This window comes from Allobosea sp. FW305-C-101, assembly GCF_058783685.1.
This window is the reverse complement of the sequence record NZ_JBYSYT010000001.1, coordinates 356,340-381,436: the sequence shown is the minus strand read 5'-3', so window position 1 is coordinate 381,436 and position 25,097 is coordinate 356,340. Positions and strand designations below refer to the sequence as shown.

The following is a 25,097-nucleotide window of genomic DNA, read 5'->3' as shown; positions in this document are numbered from 1 at the left end:
TTTTCTTGTGAACGGGTGCTTGCGGAGCGGGAAGCCTGCCACTATACCTCGCCCCGCTTCGGCACGAACCCCAGCGGTTTGCGGCAAAGCGGTCTTCGTCTATCGGTTAGGACACCAGCCTTTCACGCTGGGAAGACGGGTTCGATTCCCGTAGACCGCGCCACTTTTTCTTGAGTGGCCTAAGCAATTGAAAATAGGCGATAATTTGGCGAACTTTCTGCGAGCTATCGACGTTCGATAGTCACGTTCTTGCGTCGTAAGGGCTGCTTTCGACCCATTGCGGAACTTCGCAGCGGCTACCTATCGACCGGGCGCATTTGGTTATCCGGCCTATCGATCGGATGAGCTTCCGACGACCAATCCAAGCTCCGGCAGGACGAAAAGGCGCCGTATCGTGCCGGACGTTTGATAGAAGCTCCCCGGCCTCTTCAGAGCCTCGGATATGCCGCGCGGCCAAGCCCACGAGTGCTCCTGACCACAATGGAGATTCGGCGGCAGCCCGTCTGAAAAGAACGATGCAGGGACAGGCGTCTCCTTCCACTCGCCATGGAAATAAGGACTGGCCGCTTGGTTGGCCGGACTGCCTATGTCGGCGAAGAAGCCGATGCCTTGAGATTTGATCGCCGCGACAGTCTGATCACTCAGGCCGAACGCGAACGCACCTTGATGGCTGAGAAAGCGTGAGCAGCTTCCTTCGGTATAGAACCAACCGGTTTGAAGCTTTTGAGGCACTGCGCCTCTTTGCAAGCTACGATTGATCATCGTGTCGGCGGTTGACGCCATGGCAACGAGCGCGAGCCCAGCAATCGTCCATTTGATGAGAGTCCGAGGCAGAATGTCCCCCTGGAGATGGCGCTATTTCGTCGAGCTTAGAGAACACTTCGAACGGCTGTAAGCGGCCCTAAGCCGACTTGTGAAGCTTAATCGTCCGCTATGCCAAGCATCCGATTCCATATGCGCCAAGCGGCATCGCAAAGGTAGCTCGCAAAGAAGAGGATGCCTATGACGGTGATGACGAACAGGCCAGCCCAGATAGGATTCTCGAGAATTTGGCGCATCAGCTTCAACCTGCCGCGAAATTTCAAGCGATATTATCGCAACTTGGCATCGTCCGCTCCCGACCCTAGGCGGACCTTCGCTCATCCCAGGATAACGCGGCATGGCATCAGATAATCGGCGTATCCAACTCGTGGTCGCGGCTGATGATCCTTTTCGAGGAGTGCGTGAAGTCTCTGGCGGAGTTGTTGAGCCATAGAAGCGTGTAGGTCTGGCCCTAGCGTCGGCTTTCAGGGGCAGGGCGCTTTCAGGCCATGGGACGTGAGAACCCGGCTTTTCAAGGGGATATATAGTACTCCAATTTGTCGAGGCGGGCAGGATGCGTCAATTTCCGACATTGGCGTGAGGACCGAAAGCTAACAGTCTCGAGGGCCATCGGGGCGGAGTTTCAAGGGCCGAGAACCGTGAGGATGATGCGGGCGGGTTGCTCGCCGACATTCCTGAACCAATGCTCCGTGTCCACGAGCACCGTTGCGGTATCGCCAGCGTCCAGGATGAGCGTTTCCTGTCCGGTGTGGACCTCGATGCGGCCGGCGAGGATGTGAAAAATCTCGCGGGTTCCCGGCTTGTGGGCGGCGAAGCGGCTGGACGACGCCCCGGGCGGGACACCGTACGATAATAGTTCCACATTCGGGCTAGGTCGCGCCAGCGCCAGCCGCTCGATGCCCGTCGCCTCGTCGAAAAAGCGCAGATTCTCGCCCGTGCGAGTGATCTCGGCATTGTCACGCTCAACGAGCTCGGCGAGCTCCATCCCCAAGCCGCGGGCGATGGCGATGGCGTTGCGCAGCGTCGGGCTGAGCAAGCCCCGTTCGACACGCGATAACGCGGCCGCGGACACCCCACTCGTCTCAGCGAGCTGGTCGAGGGTTACGCCCAGCTGCGTCCGGCGCGTACGAACTGCTTTACCGAACCGGGCATCCTGATCTTCAGGCTCTGTGTCCAAGTCACACCTCTCCCCTTGACAATTTGCATATTAGCAAAAATAATTTCTGATCTGCAAACAGAGAATAATCCATGCCCGCCTTCCTCAGCGCGCTCCCCGTCCTGTCCACTATCCTGGCCCTCGCTTTGGGAGCACGTTCACTCCACGCCGCGCTCCTGGGAACGGGCTCGGCCATGCTTGCCATCCTGCTGGCCTTCCCGCTCCCGGCGGACAGCATAGCGCCTGCCGCGCTGCGATGGAGCCCGATCCTGCTGGAAGTCCTGCTGATCGTCGCCGGCGGGCTGCTACTCTCCGAAGTGTTGCGCGAGGCGGGTGGCCAGTCGGCGCTGGCGAGCTGGATTCGTGGCCGGGCCGGCCGCGGCGTCGGCGCGGTCCTTCTCGTTGTGCACGGCATCACGCCGTTCGCGGAATCCCTGACCGGCTTCGGCATCGGCGTTACCATCGGTATTCCGCTGCTCGCGCATTTCGGACTGCCGGCGCGCAAGGTGGCGGTGATCGGCCTCCTGGGCCTGTGCGCAGTGCCATGGGGATCGATGGGGCCGGGAACCTTGATCGCCGCCACCATGTCCGGGCTGCCGTTTCAGGGCCTGGGCGTCATATCAGCCATTGTCAGCATCATTCCGTTCACCGTAACCGGGATCGTAGCGGCTTGGCTCGCCGCTATGCCTGGAAGTCGAAGCGGCGCTATCCTGCAAGGCGCACTATCCGGCATCGTTCTAACGGCCACCGTCACCGCGACCAATGCCGCATTCGGAACGGCTCCGGCAGGCGCGCTCGGCGCATTGGTCGTGATCGCACTGCATCTGCTGCTTGGGCATCGAGGCCGGAACACGAACCCGCTGGAAACCGACGGGCGCCGGGCGCTGTGGAGCTATGCGGTCCTGCTCGGCGGGGTGCTGGTTGCCGGCTGGATCGTGCGGGCGGCTGGATTGTCGGAAAGCTGGCGCTATGTCGCCTCGCCCGCGCTTTGGCTGTTCGTGGCTGCTGCCTGGTTCGCGCGCGGCTGGCCGCAGCCTCGAGCCATCCGCAAGGCATGGGCCTCATGGCTCCAGGTGGCGCCGGTCACGGGCCTGTTCATCCTGCTCGGCATCCTGATGGCGGTGTCCGGCATGGCCGCGCATCTGGCGCGGACATTGGCCGGGACCGGCACCGCCTATCTGGCGGCGGCTCCCTTCGTTGGCGCGGTGGGTGGCTTCGTGACGGGCTCCAACAGCGGAGCGAACGCGATGTTCGCAACCACTCAAGCCGAGATCGCCCGCTCGCTCGGCGTGGACGTGCTGTGGCTCATGGCGATCCACAACGTCGCGGCGGCGTTCCTGCTCATGGCCTCGCCCGGCAAGATCGAGATGGCCGTGCAACTGTCCCCCGCCGGAGCGGCCGAGTACCGTCGCTGGATTCAGCTGGCGGTGCTGGCCGTGGCTGTCATGGTGGTCACGGGGCTAGCGGCGTTGAACATCATGCTTGGTTCACGCTGAGCGAGGCATCCGGACCGGCTTGTCAGCCCATGATCCGGCGACATGTCGAGACCAAGTCGGAGAGGTCCTCCTCGGTGTTGTAATAGTGCGGCGAAGCACGCACGAGCGTCGGCAGGGAGCGAGCCTGGGCATTCAGAAACGTGCTCGCCCGACCAGGCGCGCTCACGTTGATGTCGACTCCGGAGCCCCCTAGTCTAGCGGAGTTTGGCGATGCCGATGCCGTCGAGCTTTGCGCGATCCTTTATGGACTCTTCGCTACGGGTCATTGCTTTCGCAATCGCCTTCAGGGCCATGCCCTTTCCAGCGAGCAATTTCAGCTTCTGAAGCTCCTCAGAGGTCCAGGGTTGGCGATGCCGTTCAAATCGCTCAGTCACAATCCACTCCTGCAGCGTGCTGATACTTGAGGATCTGATCTATAGCAGCAATGCCATGAATGTGACCGACTTGTACCGCGGTCAACGACCGGCAAGCGCCACAAGCTGACCTTGGCGCCTTGCCCGAAAGTGGACGTCGACAAGCCGCTGCGCGGGGCGTCGGCGCCGACGCTCGAATGCGGACAACCCCACGCCGCCACGCTGTCGCGCGGCGGCGTGAACTCAGGACGGCTTACTTCGCCGCGGGCGAGGAAGCATCGACCCAGAGATTCTCGTAGCGCTGCAGCCCAAGCTCGGTCGCGTTGGGCTGGAGGCCGTGCAGCCAGGGTTGATAGGCCATGACCGCCTTGTTGTAGTTGAAGAACCAGACCGGAGCTTCTTCCTGGAGAAAGTTGTTCGCCTTCTTCAACAGCTCGAGCTGCTTGGCCGCATAGGTCTCCGCCGAGGCGTCGTCGATCAGCTTGTCATAGGCTGCGTTCTTGAAGGTGTTGTAGTTGCACGACGTGCGCAACGTCGAGGAGTGGAAGCACTTCAACGCCGTCAGGGAATCCGGGCCGGACGGGTTCGACCACATCGCGGCCTGGAAACCGCCGCTGGTGACGACGCCGCCGACCGCGGAGGTCTCGACCGGCTTGACCTTCACCTTGATGCCGACCTTGGCGAGCATGGGAATCGTCGCTTCGGCGATCGGGATGCCCCAGCTCTCGTTCGGCGTCGCGGTCCATTCGAACTCGAAGCCGTCGGGATAGCCGGCCTCGGCGAGCAGCTTCTTGGCCTTCTCCGGGTCATAGGCGTAGGGCTTGGCGTCCTTGTCGAAAGCTGGCGAGGAGAGCGGCAACCAGCCCACCGCGCGATAGGCCTTGTCACGAACGAGGCGCTTGATGATCAGATCGCTGTCGATGGCGTGGTTGATCGCCTGGCGCACCCGCTTGTCCGAGAAGGGCTTGAAGGATGGGTTCATGGCCATGTTGCGGGTGAAGACCTCCGCAACCTCCAGGAGGCCCTTCGAGAGGTTCGGGTCGGCCTTGTAGGCGACATACTGGGCCGAGCCGAGGATCGAGGCGTCGATCTCCTTGTTGCGAAAGGCGACGTCGCGCGCGGCTGCCTCGCCCATCGGCGAGATCACCAGCCTGTCGGCATAGGGCTTGCCGGGCTGATGGTATTTCTCCCAGCGCTCGAAGGCCATGCGCGAGCCAGGAACGTGCTCGACGAACTTGAACGGGCCGAGGCCGATCGGCTTGTTGAAGAAGTCGGCGGCTTGCGCTTCTTTGGCCGGCATGATGGCCGTCTGCCCCTGGAACAGGAAGTAGCCGGGATCGGCCCTGTCCGTCAGCGTCATCTCGATGGAGAAGTCATCGATCGTCTTGAGGCCGGAAATCTCCTTGGCCTGGCCCTTCTGCACCTCGGTCGCGCCGGCGATGCGGGCGATGTAGCGCGCGCCGGGATAGTTCTTCGCGCCATCCATGATCCGCGTATAGGACCAGATCACGTCGTTGGCCGTCATCTTGCGGCCGTTATGGAAGAAGGCGTCGTCACGCAGCTTGTAGGTATAGGTCTTGCCGTCGTTCGAGACGGCAACGCTCTTGGCGAGGTCGAGTTCCGGCTTGCTGTTCTTGGCATCCCATTTGTAGAGCATGCTGTGCAGCGCATAGCTGAATATCTCGTCCTGAACCCCCAGCGAGACATGGCTGTCATTGCTGACGAAGGACGCGCCATAAGGCGCCGTGAAGCGGATCGTTCCGCCCCGGCGCGGCTCTTGCGCTTGTGCCGATACCGTAAAGGCCGCCAGCGTCAGCGCAGTGGCACAGGCAAATTTCTTCAACAACACGATTAGTCCCCCGTTTATCCGCTCCGGCTGATCCGGAGTTGTTTGCTTCCAAGTGGAACCACAACGCTTTGCCGCGCTTGCTTCCCCCGTGCGGTCAAATCCGGTCGCTGACCGCCGCCATGTTCAAACCGGTCGCGGCGCAGTGCTCGGGAAAGAGCTTCCACGAGGCGTCCTCCGGATGGGAAAACAGCTTGTGGCCAACGAGGTCCGCCGGCCTCCTGATCGGCCCATTCGCATCGACGGCGATCGTGTCGGGCGAGCGGTTGTGCATGACTCAGGCGGCGAGTGGCTGCGAAGCCGGATCGACCGATTTCATCTCGCCAGAGGCGGCATCGGATGCGCGCTGCGCCAGGATCGTGACCGCGCAGGCGAGCGAATCCTCTTTGGTGAAATGCAGGTCGAGACCGGATTGCGCGAGTTGGCCGTTGTCGGCAGCCAGGAAGAACTTCACCCGCTGGGCCACGTTTCGCTCCTGGTCCCTCGGCGATCTCCACTTGACTCTGCGGCAGCGGAGCATTGCCGTCTATTTCAAACTATGGAACGATCCATTGCCGGAATGAGAATGGAGCGGTGCGATATCCCGCTCGCTGATCCCCGCCGCGCTGCACTATTTCGATCGAGCAGCTTCGATGGGTTTGATCCAGGCAGCTGGCCCGCGCACAGAATATCGCGGCCTCGACCGGGTGGTGATCGGCGCAAGCGGGAAGCTGAGGGCGCTTGAGGATCCGCCGAAGCTGAAAGACAAACCTGTTACGGCACGTCCGCGAAACCGCCGGATCATTCAAGGCCTGACCTATCGCCTTCTGCAGGCTTTCCGATCGACCACGGTTCCACAATCGGCCTCGCCCCAACTGAATCGACTGAATCGACTGTGTGCGGCACCTCACAGACGACGTGCCCCCAGAGCCGCCATAACGCTGCCACACCGCCCGAAGAGGCGGCGGACACAGCAATGGAGCGGCACGATGCATGCGCTGAGAAGCGACTTCTTTCACGATATCGACGACCTGACCGACATGCTGCGGCCTCGCGCCAAGTCGGTGCTCGATCGGCTGATCGGGCGCATGGCAGTCGGGCAGATCTTCGGCGATCAGTTCCTCTACGAGGTTCACGGCCCCTTCCTCCCGCCTCACCAGAAGCCCGCGCGGCGCCCTCTGACGACGAGGCTGATCGAGGCGCTTTCGGAGCGGCTGCGCAGGGTGCGCGACAAGGCGGAGCTGCGCCAGGCTGCCAAGGCGCTGTCGGAACTCGACGACAGGATGCTGAAGGATATCGGCATCACCCGTTCGGAGATCGAGTTCGCCGTTCGGCGCCCTCATCCGCGGCCGTGACCGGTCGCGGCACGGCGCGTAGCCTCCCGACGCGCCGTGCCCCACCCCCTTCACCAGAGCCTGCCAAGCGAACCTCAAAGGAAGAATGTCTCATGTCCACCATGTTTCAAGGCAATGCCACGCAGAAGGTCGACCATGAAGTGATCAAGCTCCGGCAGCACGGCGCCTGGTCGTCCGGCGACTACGCCGTCGTCGGAACGACCCTGCAGATCGTCGGCGAACGCCTGTGCGAGGCGCTCGATCTGCGCAGCGGCCAGGCCGTGCTCGATGTCGCCGCCGGCAACGGCAATGCCAGCCTCGCCGCGGCGCGCCGCTGGTGCGACGTCACCAGCACGGACTATGTCGCCGCCTTGCTCGAGCGTGGCCGCGAACGTGCGGCGGCCGAGCGACTCGATATCTCCTTCCGCGAAGCCGATGCCGAGGCCCTGCCTTTCGCGGACGGGCAATTCGACGCGGTCCTGTCGACCTTCGGGGTGATGTTCACGCCTGATCAGGAGCGCGCCGCGGCCGAGCTGCTGCGGGTCTGCAGGCATGGCGGCAAGATAGGCATGGCCAACTGGACGCCAGACGGCTTCATCGGCCAACTCTTCAAGACGATCGGGACATACGTCCCGCCGGCTGCCGGGCTGCGATCGCCCGCGCTTTGGGGCACGCAGGAGCGCCTGATCGAGCTGTTCGGCTCGGCAGGCACCTCGATCCAGACGCGGCGACGCGATTTCGTCTTTCGCTATCGCTCGTCGGATCACTGGCTCCAGGTCTTCCGCAGCTATTACGGACCGGTGCTCAAGGTCTTCGCCGCGCTGGACCAGCCGGCCGGAGCGGCATTGACCAAGGACCTGATGGCGCTGGTCGATCAGTTCAATCGATCGGGCGATGCGACCGTCGCCGTGCCGAGCAGCTATCTCGAGATCGTCGTGACGCGCGGGCTGAACTGAGTTCGATCAAGCCGGCTCGCTCCGGTGCCCGGCTCCCCACCGCGCACTGGGCTGCCCACCCGCTCGAACGGCAACCCGTGACCACGTTGCCCCTGCGCTGCAACAGGCCCCGGCCCGCTGCAGCGCGCCCGTTTTCACGCGTCGGCGCGTCCCTCGCCTCGACCAGACCAACCACGGATCCGTTTCGCGACACAGCTCGACCGGCATGATATAAGGGCATCGGTGCGGGTTCGGCACTTTCCGGGCTGCGCCACTCTCGGTCGGAAGGGGAACGGCCGTGCGTCTCATGCCCTGCTCCTTGCGCCGATCCGTCCCGACGACGCGGCGCGAGACGATAGCGCTGCTCGGTGCCATGGCGGCATCGACCGTCGCCGCGCGGGCGCAGCCGAAAACCATGCCGGTCATCGGTTACCTCGGCTCGGAATCCCCTGAGCCCTATGGCAGCCGCCTCGCCGCCTTTGCCGAGGGCCTGGCCGAGGCAGGCTATGTCGACGGCCGCAATGTCACGATCGATTTTCGCTGGGCCGAGGGCCAGTACAGCCGGCTTCCGGCGCTCGCGATAGATCTGGCGGAGCGCCAGGTCACCGTCATGGTCGCGCCAGGAGGCGCGGAGGTCGCGCTCGCCGCGCGCTCGGCGAGCAAGACGATCCCGATCGTCTTCGAGATGGGTGGCGATCCGGTCGCCCTGGGCATGGTCGCCAGCCTGTCCCGGCCCGGCGGAAACCTCACCGGCGTGAGCAGCCTGAGCGTGGAAGTCTCGCTGAAACGGCTGGAATTCATGAGCGAGCTGTTCCCGGCCGCCAGGACCTTCGCCGTCGCCGTCAACCCGGCAAGCCCGACCTCGGGCTCGCAGTCGCGCAACCTGCAGGCTGCCGCAAGCAGCCTCGGGCTGGAGCTGCGCCTGCTCAATGCCAGCAGCGAGCCGGAACTGGAGAGGCTGTTCGCAGCCGCCTCCGAGATGAAGCTGCCCGGGCTGGTCTTCACCTCCGATCCCTATTTCGCCTACCGAAGCCGCCGCCTTGCCGAACTCGCCATGCGTCACGCGCTGCCGGCCATCACCCAGGCCCGGGATTTCCCGAACGCAGGCGGCCTGATGAGCTATGGCGGCGACTTCCGGCAATCGCACCGCCATACCGGGATCTATGCCGGCCGGATCATCAAGGGGGAGAAGCCCTCCGACCTGCCGGTCCAGCGCGTGACGAAGGTCGAGCTGTTCGTCAATCTGAAGGCGGCCGGGCAGCTCGGCCTGACCATGCCGCCTTCGATCCTGAGCAGCGCGGACGTGGTGATCGAGTAACCCGCCGGAATGCCGGCGCATGAGCTGTCACGGTGACACAATCGCCACCCGCCCCCCGTAGTTCTCTTTTCGCGAAGTATTTCCTCGCGTTGTTCGCGGCCGTCGTCGTGCCCCTGCTTGTCGCCGGCGGCAGCGAAGCCTGGTTCGGCCATCGCGACCAGAAGGCCAGGCTGAACGACCTTCTCGAAGCGGAGGCCCGATCAGCGGCTGCGAAAATCCAGGATTTCCTGGACGGAATCCGCGATCAGCTGGCATGGACGGTTCAGCTGCCATGGTCCGACAGCGCCGACGAAAGGCGCCGGCTCGACGCGTTCCGGCTTTTGCGTCAAGTGCCCGCCGTGGTGAACCTGACCCTTGTTGATGCCACCGGCCGCGAGCGCGTCTTCGTCTCCCGCATGGGTCTCAACATGGTCGAGAGCGGCGCCGGCCACTCGGTCAACCCGGCGCTCAAGGCGATCAGTCCCGGCGGCGCCTGGTATGGACCGGTGACCTTCCATGCCGGCTCGGAGCCCTTTCTGACCATTGCCGTAGCCGGCAACCGCTCCGCCGTCGGCATGGCGGTCGCAGAGGTCAATCTCAAGCTCATCTGGGATGTCATATCGGCGATCCGGGTCGGGCGGACCGGGGAAGCGTTCGTTCTGGACCAGCCGGGGCGCCTGATCGCCCATCCCGACATCAGCCTGGTTCTCAGGGCCGATCAGGCCGCGATACGGCCGCTCCAGATCCTAAGAGCGCGCATTGCGGCGCAACGCGGCCAGGCGACCGCGGGGCGCGATCTCGACGGCCATACGGTTCTCGCCGCAATGGCGCCGATACCCGGGGTCGACTGGAGCGTCGTCGTCAAGCAACCGGTCGCCGAGGCCTTCGCGCCGATCTACGCGGCCCTGTGGCGGGCGGGTGCCGTCCTCGTCGTCGGTTCCGGGCTCGCCGCGGCGCTGGCCTACTGGCTCACCCAGCGCATGATCGAGCCGATCCGCATCCTGGAAGACGGCGTGGCGCGGATCGGAGCCGGCCAGTTCGACCACCGGATCGATATCCCCACCGGCGATGAATTCGAGCGGCTGGCGACGCGCTTCAACGCGATGGCCGGCGATCTGGCGGTGTCGCAGGAACGCTCCGAGCGAATCGGCCGGCTCAAGCGATTTCTCGCGCCGCAGGTGGCCGAGCTGATCGACCAGTCGGGCGACGACAGCGTGCTCGACGGACGGCGCATCGAGGTGGTGGTCGTCTTTGGCGATCTGCGGGGCTTCACCGCCTTTTCCGCGCGCACGGAGCCCGACGTCGTGATGCGTCTCCTGAGCGACTATTACGATGCCCTGGACAGGGTCGTGATCGATCATGGCGCCACGCTGACGCATTTTTCCGGCGACGGAATGATGGTGCTGATCAACGCGCCCGTGCCCCGCCCGGACCCGGCCTTGTGCGCGATCAGGATGGCGCAGGACATGCAGAAGAGCGTCCAGTCGCTTCTACAGGCTCGACAGACCCCGGACCTCCGGCTTGGTTTCGGGATCGGGCTCGCGATGGGTCCCGCGACGGTCGGGCGGATCGGTTCCAAGGGCCGGCTCGAATACACGGCGATCGGAAGCGTCGTGAATCTCGCAGCGCGCCTCTGTGCCAGCGCGCGCAATACCGAGGTGCTGATCGACACGGTTGCCGCGGATGCGGTCGAGGGGCGCGTGCCTCTCGTCGAACTGGATGCACGTGTCCTGAAGGGTTTCGACCAGCCCGTCCGCGTTTTCGCGGCAGGCGAGGCAGTGGCCGGCGCAGCGCCAGAGATCAGCAGCGACGGCATCGATCGGCGCCGCTAGATCATTTTGCTCCGCCGTCGTTGCTTCACGGGAACCGGCAGCAGCCTCTAGGCAGCGTCGATCTTCGCCAAACGCCTGAGGTCGTCGATATCCTGGATCAACAGCCGTCCTCGCCCCAGCGAAATGACACCGGTGCGCTTCCAGGACTGGAGGTGGCGGTTGACCGTTTCGCGCGTCACACCGGTGAGGGACGCCAATTCCTCCTGGGACGCGCGGACATCCGTGCCGTAGTCGGCGGCGAGCACGAGGATGCGCCGCGCGAGCCGAATGGCCGACGGAAGAAACGTGGTCTCTTCCAGGCGGCCGATGACATCGCGCAGCCGCGCGCAGAGAAGCTCGATCAGGTGCAGCGCGATCGGCGGCTCGCGCTTGAGCAGGCCCAGGAAGTCCTGCCGCGGCAGGAAGAAGGTGTGGGTGTCCTCCATCGCGACCGCGTCGGCGGTGCGGGACTGGCCGTCGAGCAAGGTGATCTCACCGAAGACGTCGCCGCCGCCCAGGACGTTGATCGTCATCTGCTGCCCGAGATCATCCACGGTTCCGATGCGGATCAGGCCGCGCCGGATCGCATAGAGACCGTCGCCCGGATCGCCCTTGAGGAACAGGACCTCCCGCGCGGCCAGATGCCGTTGCCGGCAGACGGCCGCAATCTTCTCAAGCGCATCCCGCTCGAAGCCCGCAAAGAACGGGTTCGCGGTCAGAATGCTCACGATGCGATGAGAGACATCATTCATCGGAAGCCTCAGAATTTGGACCAGACCACCGCAGCTTCAGCAGGCTGGGACGGCGCAGAAGCCAAGGCGATAGGCCACCACCTCCGCTTGCGACCAGAGTGGCGGATCGCCAGCGAAGCCAGACAATGCCGAATGGCTTGGTCTGTCACATCACTTTCGCGCGGCTATTAGGTCCCAAACCGCTGCCGGACCCTGCACGCACCGCGTGAGAAATGCCCGTTTCTGGCGCGCATCATTCGCGCGGCCCGGAAGCGACGGGCTAGCACGCCCGGCATCCCTCGAATTGAACGATGGCGCCACAATGAGGAATGCCGCAGCGCGGCTCATGCCTGCGGGCGACAACCCGCGATGGCAGTCAGTCCGTGGCCCCGCGCTCCCGCCCGCGCGCAGATCTTCGGCATCCGATCTCGCGCCGTCGGCGGCTGCGACGGATGCATTCGTCGTGCGCCAGCATTGCGCCCGGCAGATGCTGTGTTCTCCCGTGAGACCTGCTAGGGGAAGGATATTCTCCGTCTTAGTCGGCAGGGCCACATGCAGCTTCTCCCCAATTTCGACGAGCGGATCGATCGCCGCGGCACCCACTCGGCCAAATGGGACAAGATGGAGACCGTCTATGGCGTGCCGGCCGATGGTGGCATTGCGATGTGGGTGGCGGACATGGACTTCCGCCCGCCGGCCTGCGTGCAGGGCGCCCTGGAGGGCATGAACGCCCATGGCATCTACGGCTATTTCGGCGATGACCGCGCCTATCTCGCCGCGATCCGCTGGTGGATGTTGAACCGGCATGGCTGGGAGGTCTCGCCCGACTCCATCTTCACCACGCATGGCCTGGTGAACGGCACCGCGCTCTGCGTCGAGGCCTATACGAAGCCAGGCGATGGCGTCGTGCTGATGACGCCGGTCTATCACGCCTTCGCGCGCATCGTCGCGTCTTCCGGCCGCCGGGTCGTCGAATGCCCGCTCGCGCTGGAAGAGGGCCGCTATGTCCTCGATATCCCCGCCTGGGATGCTGCGATGACTGGCAAGGAGCGCATGCTGATCCTGTGCTCGCCGCATAATCCGGGTGGGCGGGTCTGGACTCGCGACGAGTTGCGCGCGATCGCCGATTTCTGCAAGCGCCACGACCTCATCCTGGTTTCCGACGAGATCCACCACGACCTCGTCATGCCCGGCCAGAAGCATACGGTGATGCCGGTCGCGGCGCCCGAGATCATGGACCGGCTGGTCATGATGACCGCCACCACCAAGACCTTCAACATCGCCGGCGCCCATATCGGCAACGTCATCATTCCGGACGTCCGGCTGCGCGACCTGTTCCGCGGGCGCATGGATGCGCTCGGCATCTCCCCGAACTCCTTCGGCATGGCCATGGCGACCGCTGCCTACAGCCCTGAAGGCGCCGCCTGGGTCGATGCGCTGAATCTCTATCTCGACGGCAATCGCCGCCTCTTCGATGCCGGCATCGATACGATTCCCGGCGTGCGCTCGATGCCATTGGAATCGACCTATCTCGCCTGGGCGGATTTTTCGGGGACGGGCATGGAACCGGCCGAATTCACCGCACGCGTCGAGAAACAGGCTAGGATCGCGATCAATCACGGCCCGACCTTCGGCAAGGGCGGCGAGAGCTTCCTGCGCTTCAATCTGGCGACGCCGCGCGCGGTGGTCGTGGAAGCGGTCGATCGTCTGAAGCTCGCCTTCGCCGACCTGCAATAAGGCGGGCGGGTTCAGTCCGGCCGGCATAGGCGAAAGGCGCGCCCTTGCACGCGCGGGACATCCGCAATTGCAAGGCAGCCGCTACTCTCCTAAGACCTTTCCGAAGGGGCATTTGCACGTTTGTGCTCTGATGCACATTCCGTGCATGGCCGTGGAGGGACGATGACGGGAGCGAAGCGGGGCCGGTCTTTCGTCAGCGCGCAGCAGGTCGCAGAACTTGCGGGCGTTTCGCGCTCGGCGGTCTCGCGTACCTTCACGGATGGCGCCAGCGTCTCCGAGGCGACGCGCGAGCGGGTGCTGGAGGCTGCGCAGACGCTCGGCTACCACGTCAACCATCTGGCGCGCGGCCTGATCAACGAATCCAGCGGCATCGTCTGCCTGATCGCTGGCGATGTCGGCACGCCCTACCAGTCGCGCATGCTCGACGCGATTTCGCGCCGCCTGCAGGCGATCAATCAGGTCGCCATGCTGATCAATACCTCGGGCGATGGCGAGAGCGTCGCCAAGGCCTTGCGCCAGACGCTGAACTATCGCGCCCAAGCGACGATCGTGCTCTCGGGCGCGCCGCCCGCTTCCCTGATCGAGACCTGCGTCGCCAGCGGCCAGCATGTCATCCTGATCAACCGCGATGATCCCGTGACCGGCCCCGAGAACATCGTCGTCGACAATGTCGCCGCGGCGAACGAGGCCTTCCACATGCTGCGCCGGGCCGGTTGCTCGCGCATCGCCGTGGTGTCCTCGCTCGCCGGCACGCCCAGCATCGTCGGGCGCGAGGAGGCCTTTCGACAGGCTGCCGCTGCGGAGGGCTTCGAGGTCACAGTCGCGCGGACCGGGCCGACGGCCTATGCCTCCGGCTACGAGGCCGCGCGCCAGTTGCTCGCGCGCTCCGACCGGCCGGATGCGGCCTTCTGCGTCACCGATCTGCTGGCTTGCGGCTTTCTCGATGGCGCACGTACCGAGTTTGGCATGGCGGTGCCGGACGAGCTCTGCGTCGTCGGCTTCGACGATATCGAGCAGGCCGGCTGGGCCTCCTACGGGCTCACGACCTTCCGCCAGCCGATCGACCTGATGGCCGACCACATCATCGCGAAGCTCGCGGCCGGGGAGCCGGGCGTCAGCGCCCCGACGGTCACGACGTTCCCGGTCACGCCGGTCTGGCGCCGGACGGTCAGGCCGAAGTGAAGCGATCCGCGACCGCGCCGGTCGCGAGGTCGATCGAAAAATCCCGCGAGGGCTGGCTCGCGAGATAGCTTTCGAGGATGGCGAGGAAGCTTGCGATACGCGCCTGCACACTCGTCGCCGGCCAGTGGCCCGCCCGGTAGCGCGCAGCCAGTGCACGATAGGCATCGAGCCGCGCTGGCGCGATGAAATCGAGCGCGACATGCCGGCCCTTGCGCAGTCTGTACCAGTCCACCACCAGCTCGAAGAAGGGCAGGGCTTCCGCGTCGGCGGCCTGCGGCACCACGTCGGCGGGCGCGAGCGGCGCGGCGATCCCTGCCAGCCGGTCGAGATCGGCCAGCGTCAGGCGCGGCACCAGCGCGGCGAGATCGGCCGGCCATTCCTTCGGCAGGTAGCGGCGGCGCACCATCTCGGCGAGATGCGTGCTGAGGAAGGCGCCGTGGCTCGTGGTGGAGGCGATGCCGCCATCGTCCTCGCCGGTCAGCCTCGCCTCGGCCTTGTAGAGATCAAAGGCGAGATCGAAGCCCGGCACCTCGGCCAGCACCACGGTCTCCACGTCGAGACGCCCCTCCGCCACGGTCGCGATCTTGTAGGCTGGCGGGAAGCCGACCATCGAGGGAACCGCGATATTGATCAGCCAGTCGTCGCCGCTCGAAACCCGCGCCGTGTCGTTGATATGCAGGTGGCCGCTGAAATGGATACGCACGCCGGTTGCGGCGGCGGCCTCCGCCGTGGCGGCGGTGGGGGCCCGGCGGACGAAGGAGGTGTCGCCGAGCAGGCGCACCTCGTCTGCGGTGGTGCCGTTCAGCGGGTCGAGCACCGGATAATGCGAGAAGGCCAGCAGCGTCTTGCCGAGCGCCTTCGCGCGCGCCGCCACATCGCGCATCCAGGCCAGCACGAAGGGCTTGTTGCGCGGCATCGCGTTCCAGCCGGCATCGGTGCTGTCGATATAGCTTTTCTCCAGCGCCGGATCGCGATCGCCGTCACGCGGCTCGAAGACATTGGCGTCGATCGAGAGCACCCAGAGGCCATCGACCGGTTCGACCAGGTAGGAGCTGTCGACCATGCGCCGCACGGTACCGCCATCGGCCGAGCGGATCTCGAAGCTGCGGGCCGTCAGCGCATCGTCCGGCCCGAACGGGCTTTCCCAATGCAGGTGCCAGGGACGCCGGAAAAAGCCGAGCTCGGCCATGGCGGGGATCGCGCTGTCATAGCCGCCGCAATGCATGTCCGGGCTGACGATGCGCGCGGTTGAATCCCCCGCGTCGGCCTCGGGATCGCTCGTCACCAGAACATGGCTGCCGTCGGCATCGAGGAAGCGCTTCGACTGGTGCCGGCCATGAATGGCGTAGAGATCGTGATTGCCGGGCGTGGCGAGGAAGCGCAGGCCGTGGCGGGCGCTGTAGTCCTGCAGCACGGCGGTCGCAGCCGCCATCGTCGAGTGCTGGCCGTCATCGGTGAGATCGCCGACGAGGATGACCAGCTCGATGCCGCGCGCCACGATATCGTCGAGCAGGGCAGGGAGCGCCGGGTAGCTCTCGTTGAACACCCGCGTGGAGGCGACGGTGTCGGCAAGGCTGCGCACGGCCGCGAGCGGCGCATGCGGCTGGCCTGCCCGATAGGTCACGTCGTGGAAATGCGGATCGGCGATGACGGCGATGCGGGTCATGCCGGCACATGTTCCTGAGCTGCGTCGATCCGGCGAATCCAGTCGGCGGCGCGGGCCGCGGCGGCGGCCAGCATCGGCTTCGGCGTCTCGTGCCACTCGTCGGGCCGGAGTTCGCGCTTCTCCCGGACATGGGCATAGGCTGCTTCGAGCGTCGGATAGACCTCCGGCATCTCGACATGCAGGAACAGGCCGACCAGCGCGACCGAGCGGCTGCGGCCGGCGCGGCAATTGACGAGCACGTTGCCGCGCTCGCGCAGCGGATAGGTCGGCCGGTTCGGCAGAACCTGCGCGAAGGCGCCGCGCAGCACATAGAACCCGCCGAGCATCATGGTCTCGGGATTGCCGTCGCCATCGACGAGGCCGATCTTGTAGTAGCGCAGTGCCCCGCCGCCATAGAGGCTGCCGGGCGGCGTATCCGGGAACGGCTTCACGGCATAGTTGATGTCGAGATTGACGGCGCAGTTGACGACGGTCGTGATGCCGTGGCGCTTCAGCAGGTCGACATCGCCGGCCGCTTCCATGCCGCCGATATAGAGCTCGACGCCATAGGGCGTGACATTCGGCTCGATCAGGCTCAGCGGTGGGCGCTCGTAGCGCGGGCTGTCGTCATGCATCGGGGGGTAGCCTGTCATCACGGTTCGAGCGGGATGCCGGTCGCCCCGCTCATGCCGCTGGCGATGCCGGGCGCGGCGGCGAGAACGCCGCCACCCTTGGCCAGCCCGTCGAGCGTGAGGAAGGGACCGACCCGGCCGCCGGCCTCGCGAACGAGCAAGAGCCCGGCGAGGCAGTCCCACGGGTTCATGTGCAATTCGGCATAGCCGTCCGAGCGACCGTCGGCGACATAAGCGAGGCCGAGCGCGCCCGAGGCCGCGCGCCGGACATTCGTGCCGCGCTCCAGCAGATCCGAGAGTACGGCGAGATAGGTCGCGTTGGGCAGGCGGTTCGACCAGCCAAGCTCGACGCAGGCCGCCGTATAAGCGTTGGTGCGGGAAACCCGGATCGGGCGGTCGTTCAGGGTCGCGCCATGGCCACGGCGGGCGAAATGCAACTCGTCGAGCGCGGGATTGTAGATCGCGCCGATCTCGATCTCGCCGTCAGTGACGAAGGCGATCGAGATGCAGAAATGCGGGATCGCGCGGGCGAAATTGGCCGTGCCGTCGATGGGGTCGACGACCCAGACATGGCCCTCGACGGTGCCGCCGGTTTCCTCGCCGAGAAAGCCGTCCTCGGGGAAGCTCTCGGCCAGGCGCGCCTTGATATGGCGCTCGACCGCCGTATCGGTCTCGGTCAGGAAATCCTGCGGCCCTTTCATGCCGATCCCGGCATCCGGCTCGGCGGCGGCGCGGGCGGCAAAGCCCTCGCGGGCGATCTCGCCGGCCGATCGGGCCAGCGCCACGCAAAAGGCGGCGCGGGCGTCGAGATCGAGCGCGGCGGCAGGGGCGAGCAGGGCGGAGCTGGACGTCATGGCCGGATTTCCCGAAGGCGTAGGGCCCGATCGGGCCGAGGTGATTTGCACAGCTGTGCAGAAAACGTCAACATTCGTCGCTCGCAGTCATCTTCAAGCGACTGCGGCGCGGGGCTGAACCGAAGCCTTGGCGATGCGCGTGGTCGAGATCGCCTCGGCGACGCCCTGAAGGGTCGGATAGTCCGCGCCCGCGCCGGTCGCGACATAGCCGGGGCAGAACAATTCCGAAGCATCAGCGCCTGCCTTGCCGAGCGTGAAGCCGCGATAGTGCCCACCGGACTGGCGCAGGATCAGGATCGCCGCCGCCACATCCCAGGCATTGACGCCGAAGCCCGCGGCGGCATCGACCCAACCGGCCGCGACATGGGCGATGCTGAGCGCGGCGCTGCCCGGCCGGCGCAGGGTCGAGAACGTCTCGGTCAGCTGCGCGAAGCGGTCGAGCGCGACCTCGCGCCCGTCGAGCCGGAAATCGCGTGCGACCGGGTAGCCGGTGATCAGCGTGGCATGCTGCTCGTCGGGCACGGCGTTCGAGCGCATGGGCTCGCCATTGCACCAGGCGCCCGAGATATCGGCGGAAAACAGCGTGTCCGCGACGGGGTCGAGGATCGCGCCCGCGACGATCTCGCCATCCACGACGGCGCCGACCGAGACGCACCAGAAGGCGAGGCCGCGCGCGAAATTGGCGGTGCCGTCGATCGGATCGACATACCATTTGACCCGGCCGGAGCCGCTGGCGCCGGCTTCCTCGCCGACGACCTCGGAATCCGGCACCTCGGCCAGCAGGAAGGCGCGGATCGCCGCCTCGCTCTCGCGGTCATGCCGCGTCACCACATCATGGCGATCGACCTTGAAATCGACCGCCATGGTCGAGCGGAAGGCGGCGAGCAAGGCAGGCTGCACCAGTCGCGTGGCGCGCTCGGCGATATCGCGCAGCTTCGCGGATTGATCAGGCGGCATCATCGGCTACTCCGGCGCAGGCGCTCTCGAACAGGGTGAGGAGGCCGGCGGGATCGGCGACGACCGCATCCGGCGTGAGACCTTCGAGCGCGTAGGGCTTGTCGTAGGTGCCGCCGGCTTCCATGAGGATGGCGCCACCAACGCCCGCGCGGCGGCCGCAGAGCACGTCGCGGTCGAAATTGTCGCCGACATACCAAGCCTCGGCCGGCTCGATCCCGAGCGCGCGGGTCGCGAGCCAGATCATCTCGGGGTTGGGCTTGCGGATCCTGACGGCATCGCTGTGGATCTCGACGGCGAAGCGCTGGCGCAAGCCCTTCTCCTCGAGGAAATCGAGATGGACCTGGCCCGCCAGCGCATTGCTGACGATGCCGACCGGTATCGTCTCGCGGTCGCAGGCGTCGAGCAGCTGGATCAGGCCCCGGCGCAGCGTGCGCTTGCTGCGCAGATGGCCCATCGCCTCGCAGAGTTCGCGCGCCCGGCGCGTGACGGCGACGCGCGCCGCGATCGGCCAGTCGGCCGCGACGAAATCGCTCCAGAACTCCTCCTGATCCAGCTCGCGCGGGGAGAAGAGCCGCGACATCGCGTTCTTCCAATGCTTGTCGGCAAGGCTGCCGGCGGCGATGTCGGCCACGATCCGCGCCGGCCGCAGCGCCGGGGCCCCGGCCTCTGCGAGGACTTCAGCGACACGCGCCGCGAGAGCGGTCTCCCAGCCCGGTACCTTGGCGGTCTCGACGATGACGCCGCCGAAATCGAGCAGGAGCGCGCGCGGGCGCCGCAAGGTGGCAGGTGCAGTCATGGCGGTCTTCATGTGTCCGGGCAGTGGGGAAAGGAGAGGGCGCTCCTGGGCGCCCTCTCCAGAGGGCTCATTTCTTGTAGGCGGAGCGCCAGAGGTCCTGCCAATCCTGCCGCCGGTCCCAGTCGTCGAGGCCGGTCTTGGCATTGAAGGGCAGCAGGCGGTCGAGCACGGCGGAGAGGCCCGACGGCTCGTCATCCGGCAGTTTGATCTCCGGATTGGTCGGCACCTTGCCGTCGACGACCTGCGGCATGATGCCTTCAGGCGTCAGGATGTAGTTGATGAAGAGCTTGGCGGCGTTGGGGCTCTTGGTCTTCGTCGCGATCATCGCGAGCTTGGTGTAGGACCAGGCCGGCCAGGGTGAGAAGCTCTCGCACAGCCCGAGCTTGTAGCCCTTGTCCTTGTTGTCGCGGAACTTGGCCGAGGACATGAAGCCGAAGAACGGCTCCTTCTGGCCGGGCGCGCCGACCGCTTCCGAGATGCGTTCGTCCGTGTCGGAAACGAGCGGCGCGTTGGCGGCGAAGGCCTTGACCCAGGCGGCGGTGGCGCTCTCCTCGCTGGTCTTCAACTCCTTGCCGTAGAGGTCCTTGTAGGCCTTGGCCACGGCGGCGTCGTGATGCGTCGCCATCTGGTTGATGAAGTCGTTGAAATTGCTGCGTGAGAGCGGGTCGAAATAGGCGACCCGGCGCTTCCACTGCGGCTCGGTCAATTGCCACATGTTGGTGACCGGGCAGGTCTTGTAGACCTCCGTGTTATAGGCCCAGACCGTGGCGTTGATGCTGATCGCGAGGGGATTGCGGTAGAGTTCCGGAATCTTGGCCGCCTTGTCCTCCGGCAGGAAGCTGTAGACGAATTTCTCCGGCAGCAGCTGGGCCAGCGCGGCCGGCGTGTCGGTCAGCAGCACGACGTCGCCCTTGACGTTGTTGGCCTGCGCCTCGCGGATGATCATCTCGAGCTGGCTGGTGGCGGAGACCTTCACGCCGGTGGCCTTCAGCCCGTATTTGGCCGCGAACGACTTGGCCATGTCGACGATCTTGCCGGTGCTGTCATAGATCGTGATCGGCGGCTCGTTGCGTGCCGCCGCAAGCGCGGCGGCCTCGTCGAAGGGTGCCACGCCCTGCGCTGCGGCGGGGCTGGCGAGGGTCGCGGTCAACAGGCCGGCGATCAGCCCGGCCAAGGCTCGCGGACGCGATGATGGACGATGTGGTGTCATGTCGCTCTCCCTGGTTGTTTCCCGGCCTCCTCGGGCCGTTTCCCGTCTTATTTCTTGTAGTTGAGCCGCCAGAAATCCTGCCAGTCCTGGCGCTTGTCGGCATCGTCGCCGGCGGTCGTGGCGTTGAAGGTCATGAGCTGGCCGAGCACCGCGCCGACGCCCGAGGGCTCGTCGGCCGGCATGGCGATCTTGGCGTTGGTCGGGATCTTCCCGTCGACGATCTGCGGCGCGATGCCCTCGGTCGTCATCAGGTAATGGATGAAGAGCTTGGCGGTTGCCGGGCTCTTCGTGTTTTTCGCGATCAGCCCGAGGCCGGGATAGGTGAAGCCGGCGAAGGGCTTGAGATCCCTGCAGATGCCGAGCTTCAGGTTGGCGGTGAGGTTGTCGCGATATTTCGCGGTCGAGACCAGCGCGAAGAACGGCTTGGCTTGGTTGGCGGCGCCCGCGGCTTCCGCGACCGTGCCGCTATCGCCCATCATCGGCGCGTTCCTGGCATAGGCCTTGACCCAGGCGGCGGTGGCGCTGGCCTCCGTCGTCTTCAGCTCCTTGCCGTAGAGGTCCTTGTAGGCCTTGGCCATGGCGGCGTCGTGATGCGTCGCCATCTGGTTGAACCAGTCGGCGTAGAGCGGCTTGTCGTAGATATCGAGCATCGCGACCCGGCCCTTCCACTCGGGCTCGGTCAATTGCCAGATATTGGTGACAGGGCAGGTCTTGTAGGCGGCCGTATTGTAGGTCCAGACATGCGGGTCGGTGACGATGACGAGCGGCTTGCGCATCGCCGCGGGCACATCCGGCGCGATATCGGGCGGCACCCAGCTCTCGACGATGCCCTGCGGCAGAAGCTCGGTCATCGCGGTCGAGACGTCGATGGCGACGCTGACATCGCCGATCACGTTATTGGCGCGGGCCTCGCGCACCAGCAGGTCGGCCTGTGTCGCTTCGTTGACCTTCTTGCCCGTGGCCTTCAGTCCGTATTTCTCGGAGAAGGCCTTGGCGGTCTCGACGATCTTGCCGGTGACCGCATAGACGGTGATCGGCTTCTCCGTCTTGGCCGCCGCGATCAGCGCATTCAGGTCGAAGCGTTCCGCCTGCTGCGCGACGGCCGGCGACAGGCCGGCCACCAGCGCTACGGCGGCGGCCGAAGCCGCGAGGCGGAGCCGGGCGGGAATGCTTGATGTCATGGGCATCTCCTTCGGTTCGTGTCAGTGGCGGCGGGCAGGGCGCAGCGCCTGATCGGCAGCGGTGGAGCGGTTGCCCGCCTTGTCGAAGACATGCAGCGCGCGCGGCTCGACCCAGAAATTCACGGCCTCGCCCTGGTCGATCGCTGGCATCTCATGCGTGGTCTGGAAGAGCTTGCCGCCCGGCACGGTCAGTTCGACGATCCAGCTCCCGCCTGTCGGCAGGATGCCGGTGACCTCCGCCTTCCCGGAAAAGGCGCCTTCGGGTGCCGTGCCGGTCGTGACCTTCAGTGCCTCGGGCCGGATGCCGACGGAGCCTGCTTCCGCAAGCCCGCCGGAATAGGCGGCGAGCCACTGGCCGGCGCTGGCGGCGACCGGCGTCGGCACCTCGCCGAGTTCCAGGATGTTGATCGGTGGATTGCCGACGAACTGGGCGACGAAGCGGTTGGCCGGCCGGTCATAGATGTCGTTGGGCGTGCCGACCTGCTGCAGGTGTCCCTCGCTCATCACGGCGATGGTGGTCGCCAGCGTCATCGCCTCCCACTGGTCATGGGTGACGAAGACGATGGTGGTCTTGAACTCGCGGTGCAGGCGCTTGAGCTCGGCGCGCATTTCGAGGCGCAGCGCCGCGTCGAGATTGGAGAGCGGCTCGTCGAGCAGCAGCACCTCGGGATTGACCGCCAGCATGCGGGCGAGTGCGACGCGCTGCTGCTGCCCGCCCGAGAGCTGCGACGGATAGCGGTCGCGGTATTTCTCGATGCCGAGCGTGCTCATCACGCGCTGCACCCGTTCCTCGCGCTCGGCCTTGGGCACCTTGCGCAGCCGCAGGCCGAAATCGGTATTGCGCTCGATCGTCAGATGCGGCCAGAGCGCGTAGCTCTGGAAGACCAGCCCCATCTCGCGCTTCTCCGGGGGCACGAAAATGCCGGCGCCGACGCTGTCGACCATGCGGGCGCCGACCTGGATCTCGCCGGCGCTGAGGTTCTCAAGCCCCGCGATCATGCGAAGCGTCGTGGTCTTGCCGCAGCCGGACGGCCCCAGCAGGCACATGAATTCGCCGTCGCCGATTTCGAGATCGAGGCCGGAGACGGCATTCGCCCCCGCAACCCCGTAGTTCTTCGCGACGCCGCGCAGGTTGATCCTGGGCATGATTCAGTTCCCTAGTCCTTGCGCGAGATTGGATTTGGTCAGCTTCTGGCCCGCGAGCGTGCCGAAATAGGAGATCGCGGCGATGATCAGCACCACGGCATTGGCCGCCTGGGTGTAGTGGTAGTCGATCAGGCGCAGCGAATAGGTGGTGAGCACGTCGGTGCCGGGCACCGCGAGCACGACGAAGAGGCTGAGGCCCTTGATGCCGGAAATGAAGGGCAGCAGGATTCCGGTGGTCAGTGCGCCCTTCTGGATCGGGATCACGATGGCGATGAGGCGGCGGAACCAGCCGGCGCCCGCGATCTGCGCCGCTTCCTCCGGGTCCTTGCCGAGCTGCATCATCGCCGCGACGCCGGCCCGCGAGGCATAGGGCATCTGGTCGGCGATGAGGGCGAGCATCAGGATCGCCGCCGTGCCGTAGAGCGCCGGGATCGGTCCGCGCGGCACCGCGAAGAGCGAGAGATAGGCAGCGGCGAAGGCGATGCCCGGCACCAGATAGGGCATGAAGGTGACCTGGCGCAGGAAGGCTGCGAGCGGCCGGACCGGCGTGCGCGCCACGACATAGCCGACGAGCAGGCCGAGCACACCCGAGGTCACCGAGGCGACGCCGACGATCGACAGGCTGTTCCAGGCGGCCTGCCAGAGATCGGGGGTGAACAGCACGCCACTCTTCATCGCGACGGTGTTGAGGTCGCGGCCGATCCAGTAGTCGAGGGTAAAATTGGCCGGCGCGAAGTTGCCGGGCTGGCGCATCACGGTCGAGAGCGCGAGCGTCAGCAGCGGCAGCCCGACGCTGAAGGCGAACATCAGGGCCGCGAAGACCGTGGCCGGCCAGCGCAGGATGCCGAGCGGGCTCAGCCGGCTCATCGAGCCCTTGGAGCCGATGGTGACGAAGCGGCGGGCTTCCTTGAGCAGCCTTGCATCGATCATCAGCGTGATGACGCCGATCAGCATGATCGAGCCGGCGAGCACGGCCGCGACGCCGGACTGGCGTGACGAGATGCTGCGATAGAGCGAGGTCGCGAGCACGTCGAAATCGACCGGCAGGCCGAGCACATAGGCGACGCCGAACTCGCCGAGGCATTTCGCGAAGATCAGCACCATCGCCGAGAGCAGCGCCGGCTGCATCAGCGGCAGGATGATCTGGCGGGCGACGGTGAGCCGGTTCGCGCCGAGGATGCGGGCGGAATCCTCCAATTGGCTGTCGAAGCGACGCAGCGCATTGCCGAACAGCAGGATCACGAAGGGCGAATAATGCAGCGCCAGGATGATGGTGATCGGCAGCCGGCCATAGGCGAGCCAGTCCGGCGGCGTCAGGCCCATCGCCTCCAGCCAGCCCGGCTGGCCGCCGACGGTGCGGTTCTTGAACAGCGTCGTCCAGGCCAGCGCGAAGGTCCAGGCCGGCAGCATGTAGGGCACGATCAGCGCGGTCGCGAACCAGCGCCGGCCGAACATGTCGGTGCGGCTGAGCAGCCAGGCGAGCACCCCGCCGATGATCATCGCGAGCGCAATGGCGCTGGCCGCCACCGTCAGCGTGTTGGCCAATGGCCCCCAGAACAGGTCGCGGGCGACGCGCGAGGTGAAGGCGCGCTCGAGATAATAGGTGGTGAAGTCGCCGGCGCTCGCCCGCAGGCGGCGCTCGTCGCCGAACTGCACCCGCACGGCATCAAACAGGATCGACAGCACCGGCATGACGATCAGGTAGGTGAAGAGGCCGGCAAGCAGCAGGCCGATGAAGGTGGTCGGCCCGTTGAGCGCGACCTTCGCGCGATAGCGCAGGGCATTCAGCCGGCTGCCGCTGCTCGGGAGCGATGCGGGAACCGGGCCGGCGCTGCGGGCGATCGGGGAACTGCTCATCGCTTCACGCCGCTCTGCTGGCAGGGCGTGACAGGGTAAAGGCAATGCACGCGTGTGCGCCGCGCCGGACAATAAGCCCTTCGACCATTCCGTTTCCTCCGTGCCCACCGGCTGGGCCGGCAGGCTTCGTCTTGTCGGGG

The 25,097-nt window shown here is 65.9% G+C and carries 23 protein-coding genes and 1 tRNA gene; 8 read left to right on the top strand and 16 right to left on the bottom strand.

Features of this window, described 5'->3' with window-relative positions; translation table 11 throughout:
• Positions 1-88 precede the first annotated feature (88 nt).
• Positions 89-163 (top strand) — tRNA-Glu (locus tag AC3WMA_RS01770).
• A 167-nt stretch (positions 164-330) separates the two neighbouring features.
• Here AC3WMA_RS01770 and AC3WMA_RS01765 read toward each other — a convergent pair.
• The gene (locus AC3WMA_RS01765; protein ID WP_492283695.1) at positions 331-783 is read right to left on the bottom strand and encodes a hypothetical protein; all 453 of its coding nucleotides are present in this window, start codon (positions 781-783) and stop codon (positions 331-333) included.
• Positions 784-1,444: 661 nt separating this feature from the next.
• Positions 1,445-1,999 carry a helix-turn-helix domain-containing protein gene (locus AC3WMA_RS01760; RefSeq protein WP_492283694.1) on the bottom strand — a complete coding sequence of 185 codons (555 nt, stop codon included), beginning with the start codon at positions 1,997-1,999 and terminating at the stop codon, positions 1,445-1,447.
• A gap of 71 nt (positions 2,000-2,070) precedes the next feature.
• Here AC3WMA_RS01760 and AC3WMA_RS01755 point away from each other — a divergent pair, with 71 nt between their 5' ends.
• Positions 2,071-3,474, top strand: coding sequence for an L-lactate permease (locus AC3WMA_RS01755; RefSeq protein ID WP_492283693.1), 1,404 nt, complete (start codon positions 2,071-2,073; stop codon positions 3,472-3,474).
• A 194-nt stretch (positions 3,475-3,668) separates the two neighbouring features.
• On the opposite strand, the gene AC3WMA_RS01750 is transcribed toward AC3WMA_RS01755, so the two are convergent.
• The 4 genes from AC3WMA_RS01750 to AC3WMA_RS01735 form a co-directional block, all read right to left on the bottom strand.
• Entirely contained in the window at positions 3,669-3,848 is a 180-nt protein-coding gene (locus AC3WMA_RS01750) for a hypothetical protein (protein ID WP_206734954.1), read from the bottom strand.
• A gap of 232 nt (positions 3,849-4,080) precedes the next feature.
• A complete protein-coding gene (locus AC3WMA_RS01745; protein WP_492284725.1) occupies positions 4,081-5,670 on the bottom strand; it encodes an ABC transporter substrate-binding protein in 1,590 nt (529 codons plus the stop codon).
• Between the two features lie 100 nt (positions 5,671-5,770).
• Positions 5,771-5,947 carry a hypothetical protein gene (locus tag AC3WMA_RS01740; protein ID WP_492283692.1) on the bottom strand — a complete coding sequence of 59 codons (177 nt, stop codon included), beginning with the start codon at positions 5,945-5,947 and terminating at the stop codon, positions 5,771-5,773.
• A 3-nt stretch (positions 5,948-5,950) separates the two neighbouring features.
• Complete coding sequence (locus tag AC3WMA_RS01735) at positions 5,951-6,139, bottom strand: hypothetical protein (protein WP_492283691.1); 189 nt, start codon at positions 6,137-6,139, stop codon at positions 5,951-5,953.
• 166 nt (positions 6,140-6,305) lie between these two features.
• Here AC3WMA_RS01735 and AC3WMA_RS01730 point away from each other — a divergent pair, with 166 nt between their 5' ends.
• The 4 genes from AC3WMA_RS01730 to AC3WMA_RS01715 all read left to right on the top strand — a co-directional run bounded on the left by AC3WMA_RS01730 (position 6,306) and on the right by AC3WMA_RS01715 (position 11,050).
• On the top strand, positions 6,306-7,007 hold the full coding sequence (locus tag AC3WMA_RS01730; protein WP_492283690.1) for a DUF1127 domain-containing protein: 702 nt from the start codon (positions 6,306-6,308) through the stop codon (positions 7,005-7,007).
• 92 nt (positions 7,008-7,099) lie between these two features.
• The gene (locus tag AC3WMA_RS01725) at positions 7,100-7,942 is read left to right on the top strand and encodes a class I SAM-dependent methyltransferase (RefSeq protein WP_492283689.1); all 843 of its coding nucleotides are present in this window, start codon (positions 7,100-7,102) and stop codon (positions 7,940-7,942) included.
• A 286-nt stretch (positions 7,943-8,228) separates the two neighbouring features.
• A complete protein-coding gene (locus AC3WMA_RS01720; RefSeq protein WP_492284724.1) occupies positions 8,229-9,239 on the top strand; it encodes an ABC transporter substrate-binding protein in 1,011 nt (336 codons plus the stop codon).
• A 32-nt stretch (positions 9,240-9,271) separates the two neighbouring features.
• Positions 9,272-11,050, top strand: a complete 1,779-nt coding sequence (locus AC3WMA_RS01715) for a cache domain-containing protein (RefSeq protein ID WP_492283688.1) — start codon at positions 9,272-9,274, stop codon at positions 11,048-11,050.
• Between the two features lie 47 nt (positions 11,051-11,097).
• On the opposite strand, the gene AC3WMA_RS01710 is transcribed toward AC3WMA_RS01715, so the two are convergent.
• The gene (locus AC3WMA_RS01710) at positions 11,098-11,757 is read right to left on the bottom strand and encodes a Crp/Fnr family transcriptional regulator (RefSeq protein WP_492283687.1); all 660 of its coding nucleotides are present in this window, start codon (positions 11,755-11,757) and stop codon (positions 11,098-11,100) included.
• Positions 11,758-12,312: 555 nt separating this feature from the next.
• Here AC3WMA_RS01710 and AC3WMA_RS01705 point away from each other — a divergent pair.
• Both AC3WMA_RS01705 and AC3WMA_RS01700 read left to right on the top strand, forming a co-directional pair.
• Entirely contained in the window at positions 12,313-13,497 is a 1,185-nt protein-coding gene (locus tag AC3WMA_RS01705; protein WP_492283686.1) for a MalY/PatB family protein, read from the top strand.
• 162 nt (positions 13,498-13,659) lie between these two features.
• Positions 13,660-14,679: a LacI family DNA-binding transcriptional regulator gene (locus AC3WMA_RS01700; protein WP_492283685.1), complete on the top strand. Its 1,020-nt coding sequence runs from the start codon at positions 13,660-13,662 to the stop codon at positions 14,677-14,679.
• Here AC3WMA_RS01700 and AC3WMA_RS01695 read toward each other — a convergent pair.
• The 9 genes from AC3WMA_RS01695 to AC3WMA_RS01655 form a co-directional block, all read right to left on the bottom strand.
• A complete protein-coding gene (locus tag AC3WMA_RS01695; protein ID WP_492283684.1) occupies positions 14,666-16,345 on the bottom strand; it encodes a metallophosphoesterase family protein in 1,680 nt (559 codons plus the stop codon). The genes AC3WMA_RS01700 and AC3WMA_RS01695 overlap by 14 nt on opposite strands.
• On the bottom strand, positions 16,342-16,977 hold the full coding sequence (locus tag AC3WMA_RS01690) for a dual specificity protein phosphatase family protein (protein WP_492283683.1): 636 nt from the start codon (positions 16,975-16,977) through the stop codon (positions 16,342-16,344). Before AC3WMA_RS01690 ends, AC3WMA_RS01695 begins: the two co-directional genes overlap by 4 nt.
• Positions 16,977-17,810: an inositol monophosphatase family protein gene (locus AC3WMA_RS01685; protein ID WP_492283682.1), complete on the bottom strand. Its 834-nt coding sequence runs from the start codon at positions 17,808-17,810 to the stop codon at positions 16,977-16,979. The genes AC3WMA_RS01690 and AC3WMA_RS01685 overlap by 1 nt, the downstream gene beginning before the upstream one ends.
• A 93-nt stretch (positions 17,811-17,903) precedes the next feature.
• Entirely contained in the window at positions 17,904-18,770 is an 867-nt protein-coding gene (locus tag AC3WMA_RS01680; RefSeq protein ID WP_492283681.1) for an inositol monophosphatase family protein, read from the bottom strand.
• Positions 18,757-19,563 carry an HAD family hydrolase gene (locus tag AC3WMA_RS01675; protein WP_492283680.1) on the bottom strand — a complete coding sequence of 269 codons (807 nt, stop codon included), beginning with the start codon at positions 19,561-19,563 and terminating at the stop codon, positions 18,757-18,759. Before AC3WMA_RS01675 ends, AC3WMA_RS01680 begins: the two co-directional genes overlap by 14 nt.
• 67 nt (positions 19,564-19,630) lie before the next feature.
• Positions 19,631-20,773, bottom strand: coding sequence for an ABC transporter substrate-binding protein (locus tag AC3WMA_RS01670; protein ID WP_492283679.1), 1,143 nt, complete (start codon positions 20,771-20,773; stop codon positions 19,631-19,633).
• A gap of 47 nt (positions 20,774-20,820) precedes the next feature.
• Positions 20,821-21,954 carry an ABC transporter substrate-binding protein gene (locus AC3WMA_RS01665; protein ID WP_492283678.1) on the bottom strand — a complete coding sequence of 378 codons (1,134 nt, stop codon included), beginning with the start codon at positions 21,952-21,954 and terminating at the stop codon, positions 20,821-20,823.
• 21 nt (positions 21,955-21,975) lie between these two features.
• Entirely contained in the window at positions 21,976-23,100 is a 1,125-nt protein-coding gene (locus AC3WMA_RS01660) for an ABC transporter ATP-binding protein (RefSeq protein ID WP_492283677.1), read from the bottom strand.
• Positions 23,101-23,103: 3 nt separating this feature from the next.
• On the bottom strand, positions 23,104-24,957 hold the full coding sequence (locus AC3WMA_RS01655) for an ABC transporter permease (RefSeq protein ID WP_492283676.1): 1,854 nt from the start codon (positions 24,955-24,957) through the stop codon (positions 23,104-23,106).
• Positions 24,958-25,097 lie beyond the last annotated feature (140 nt).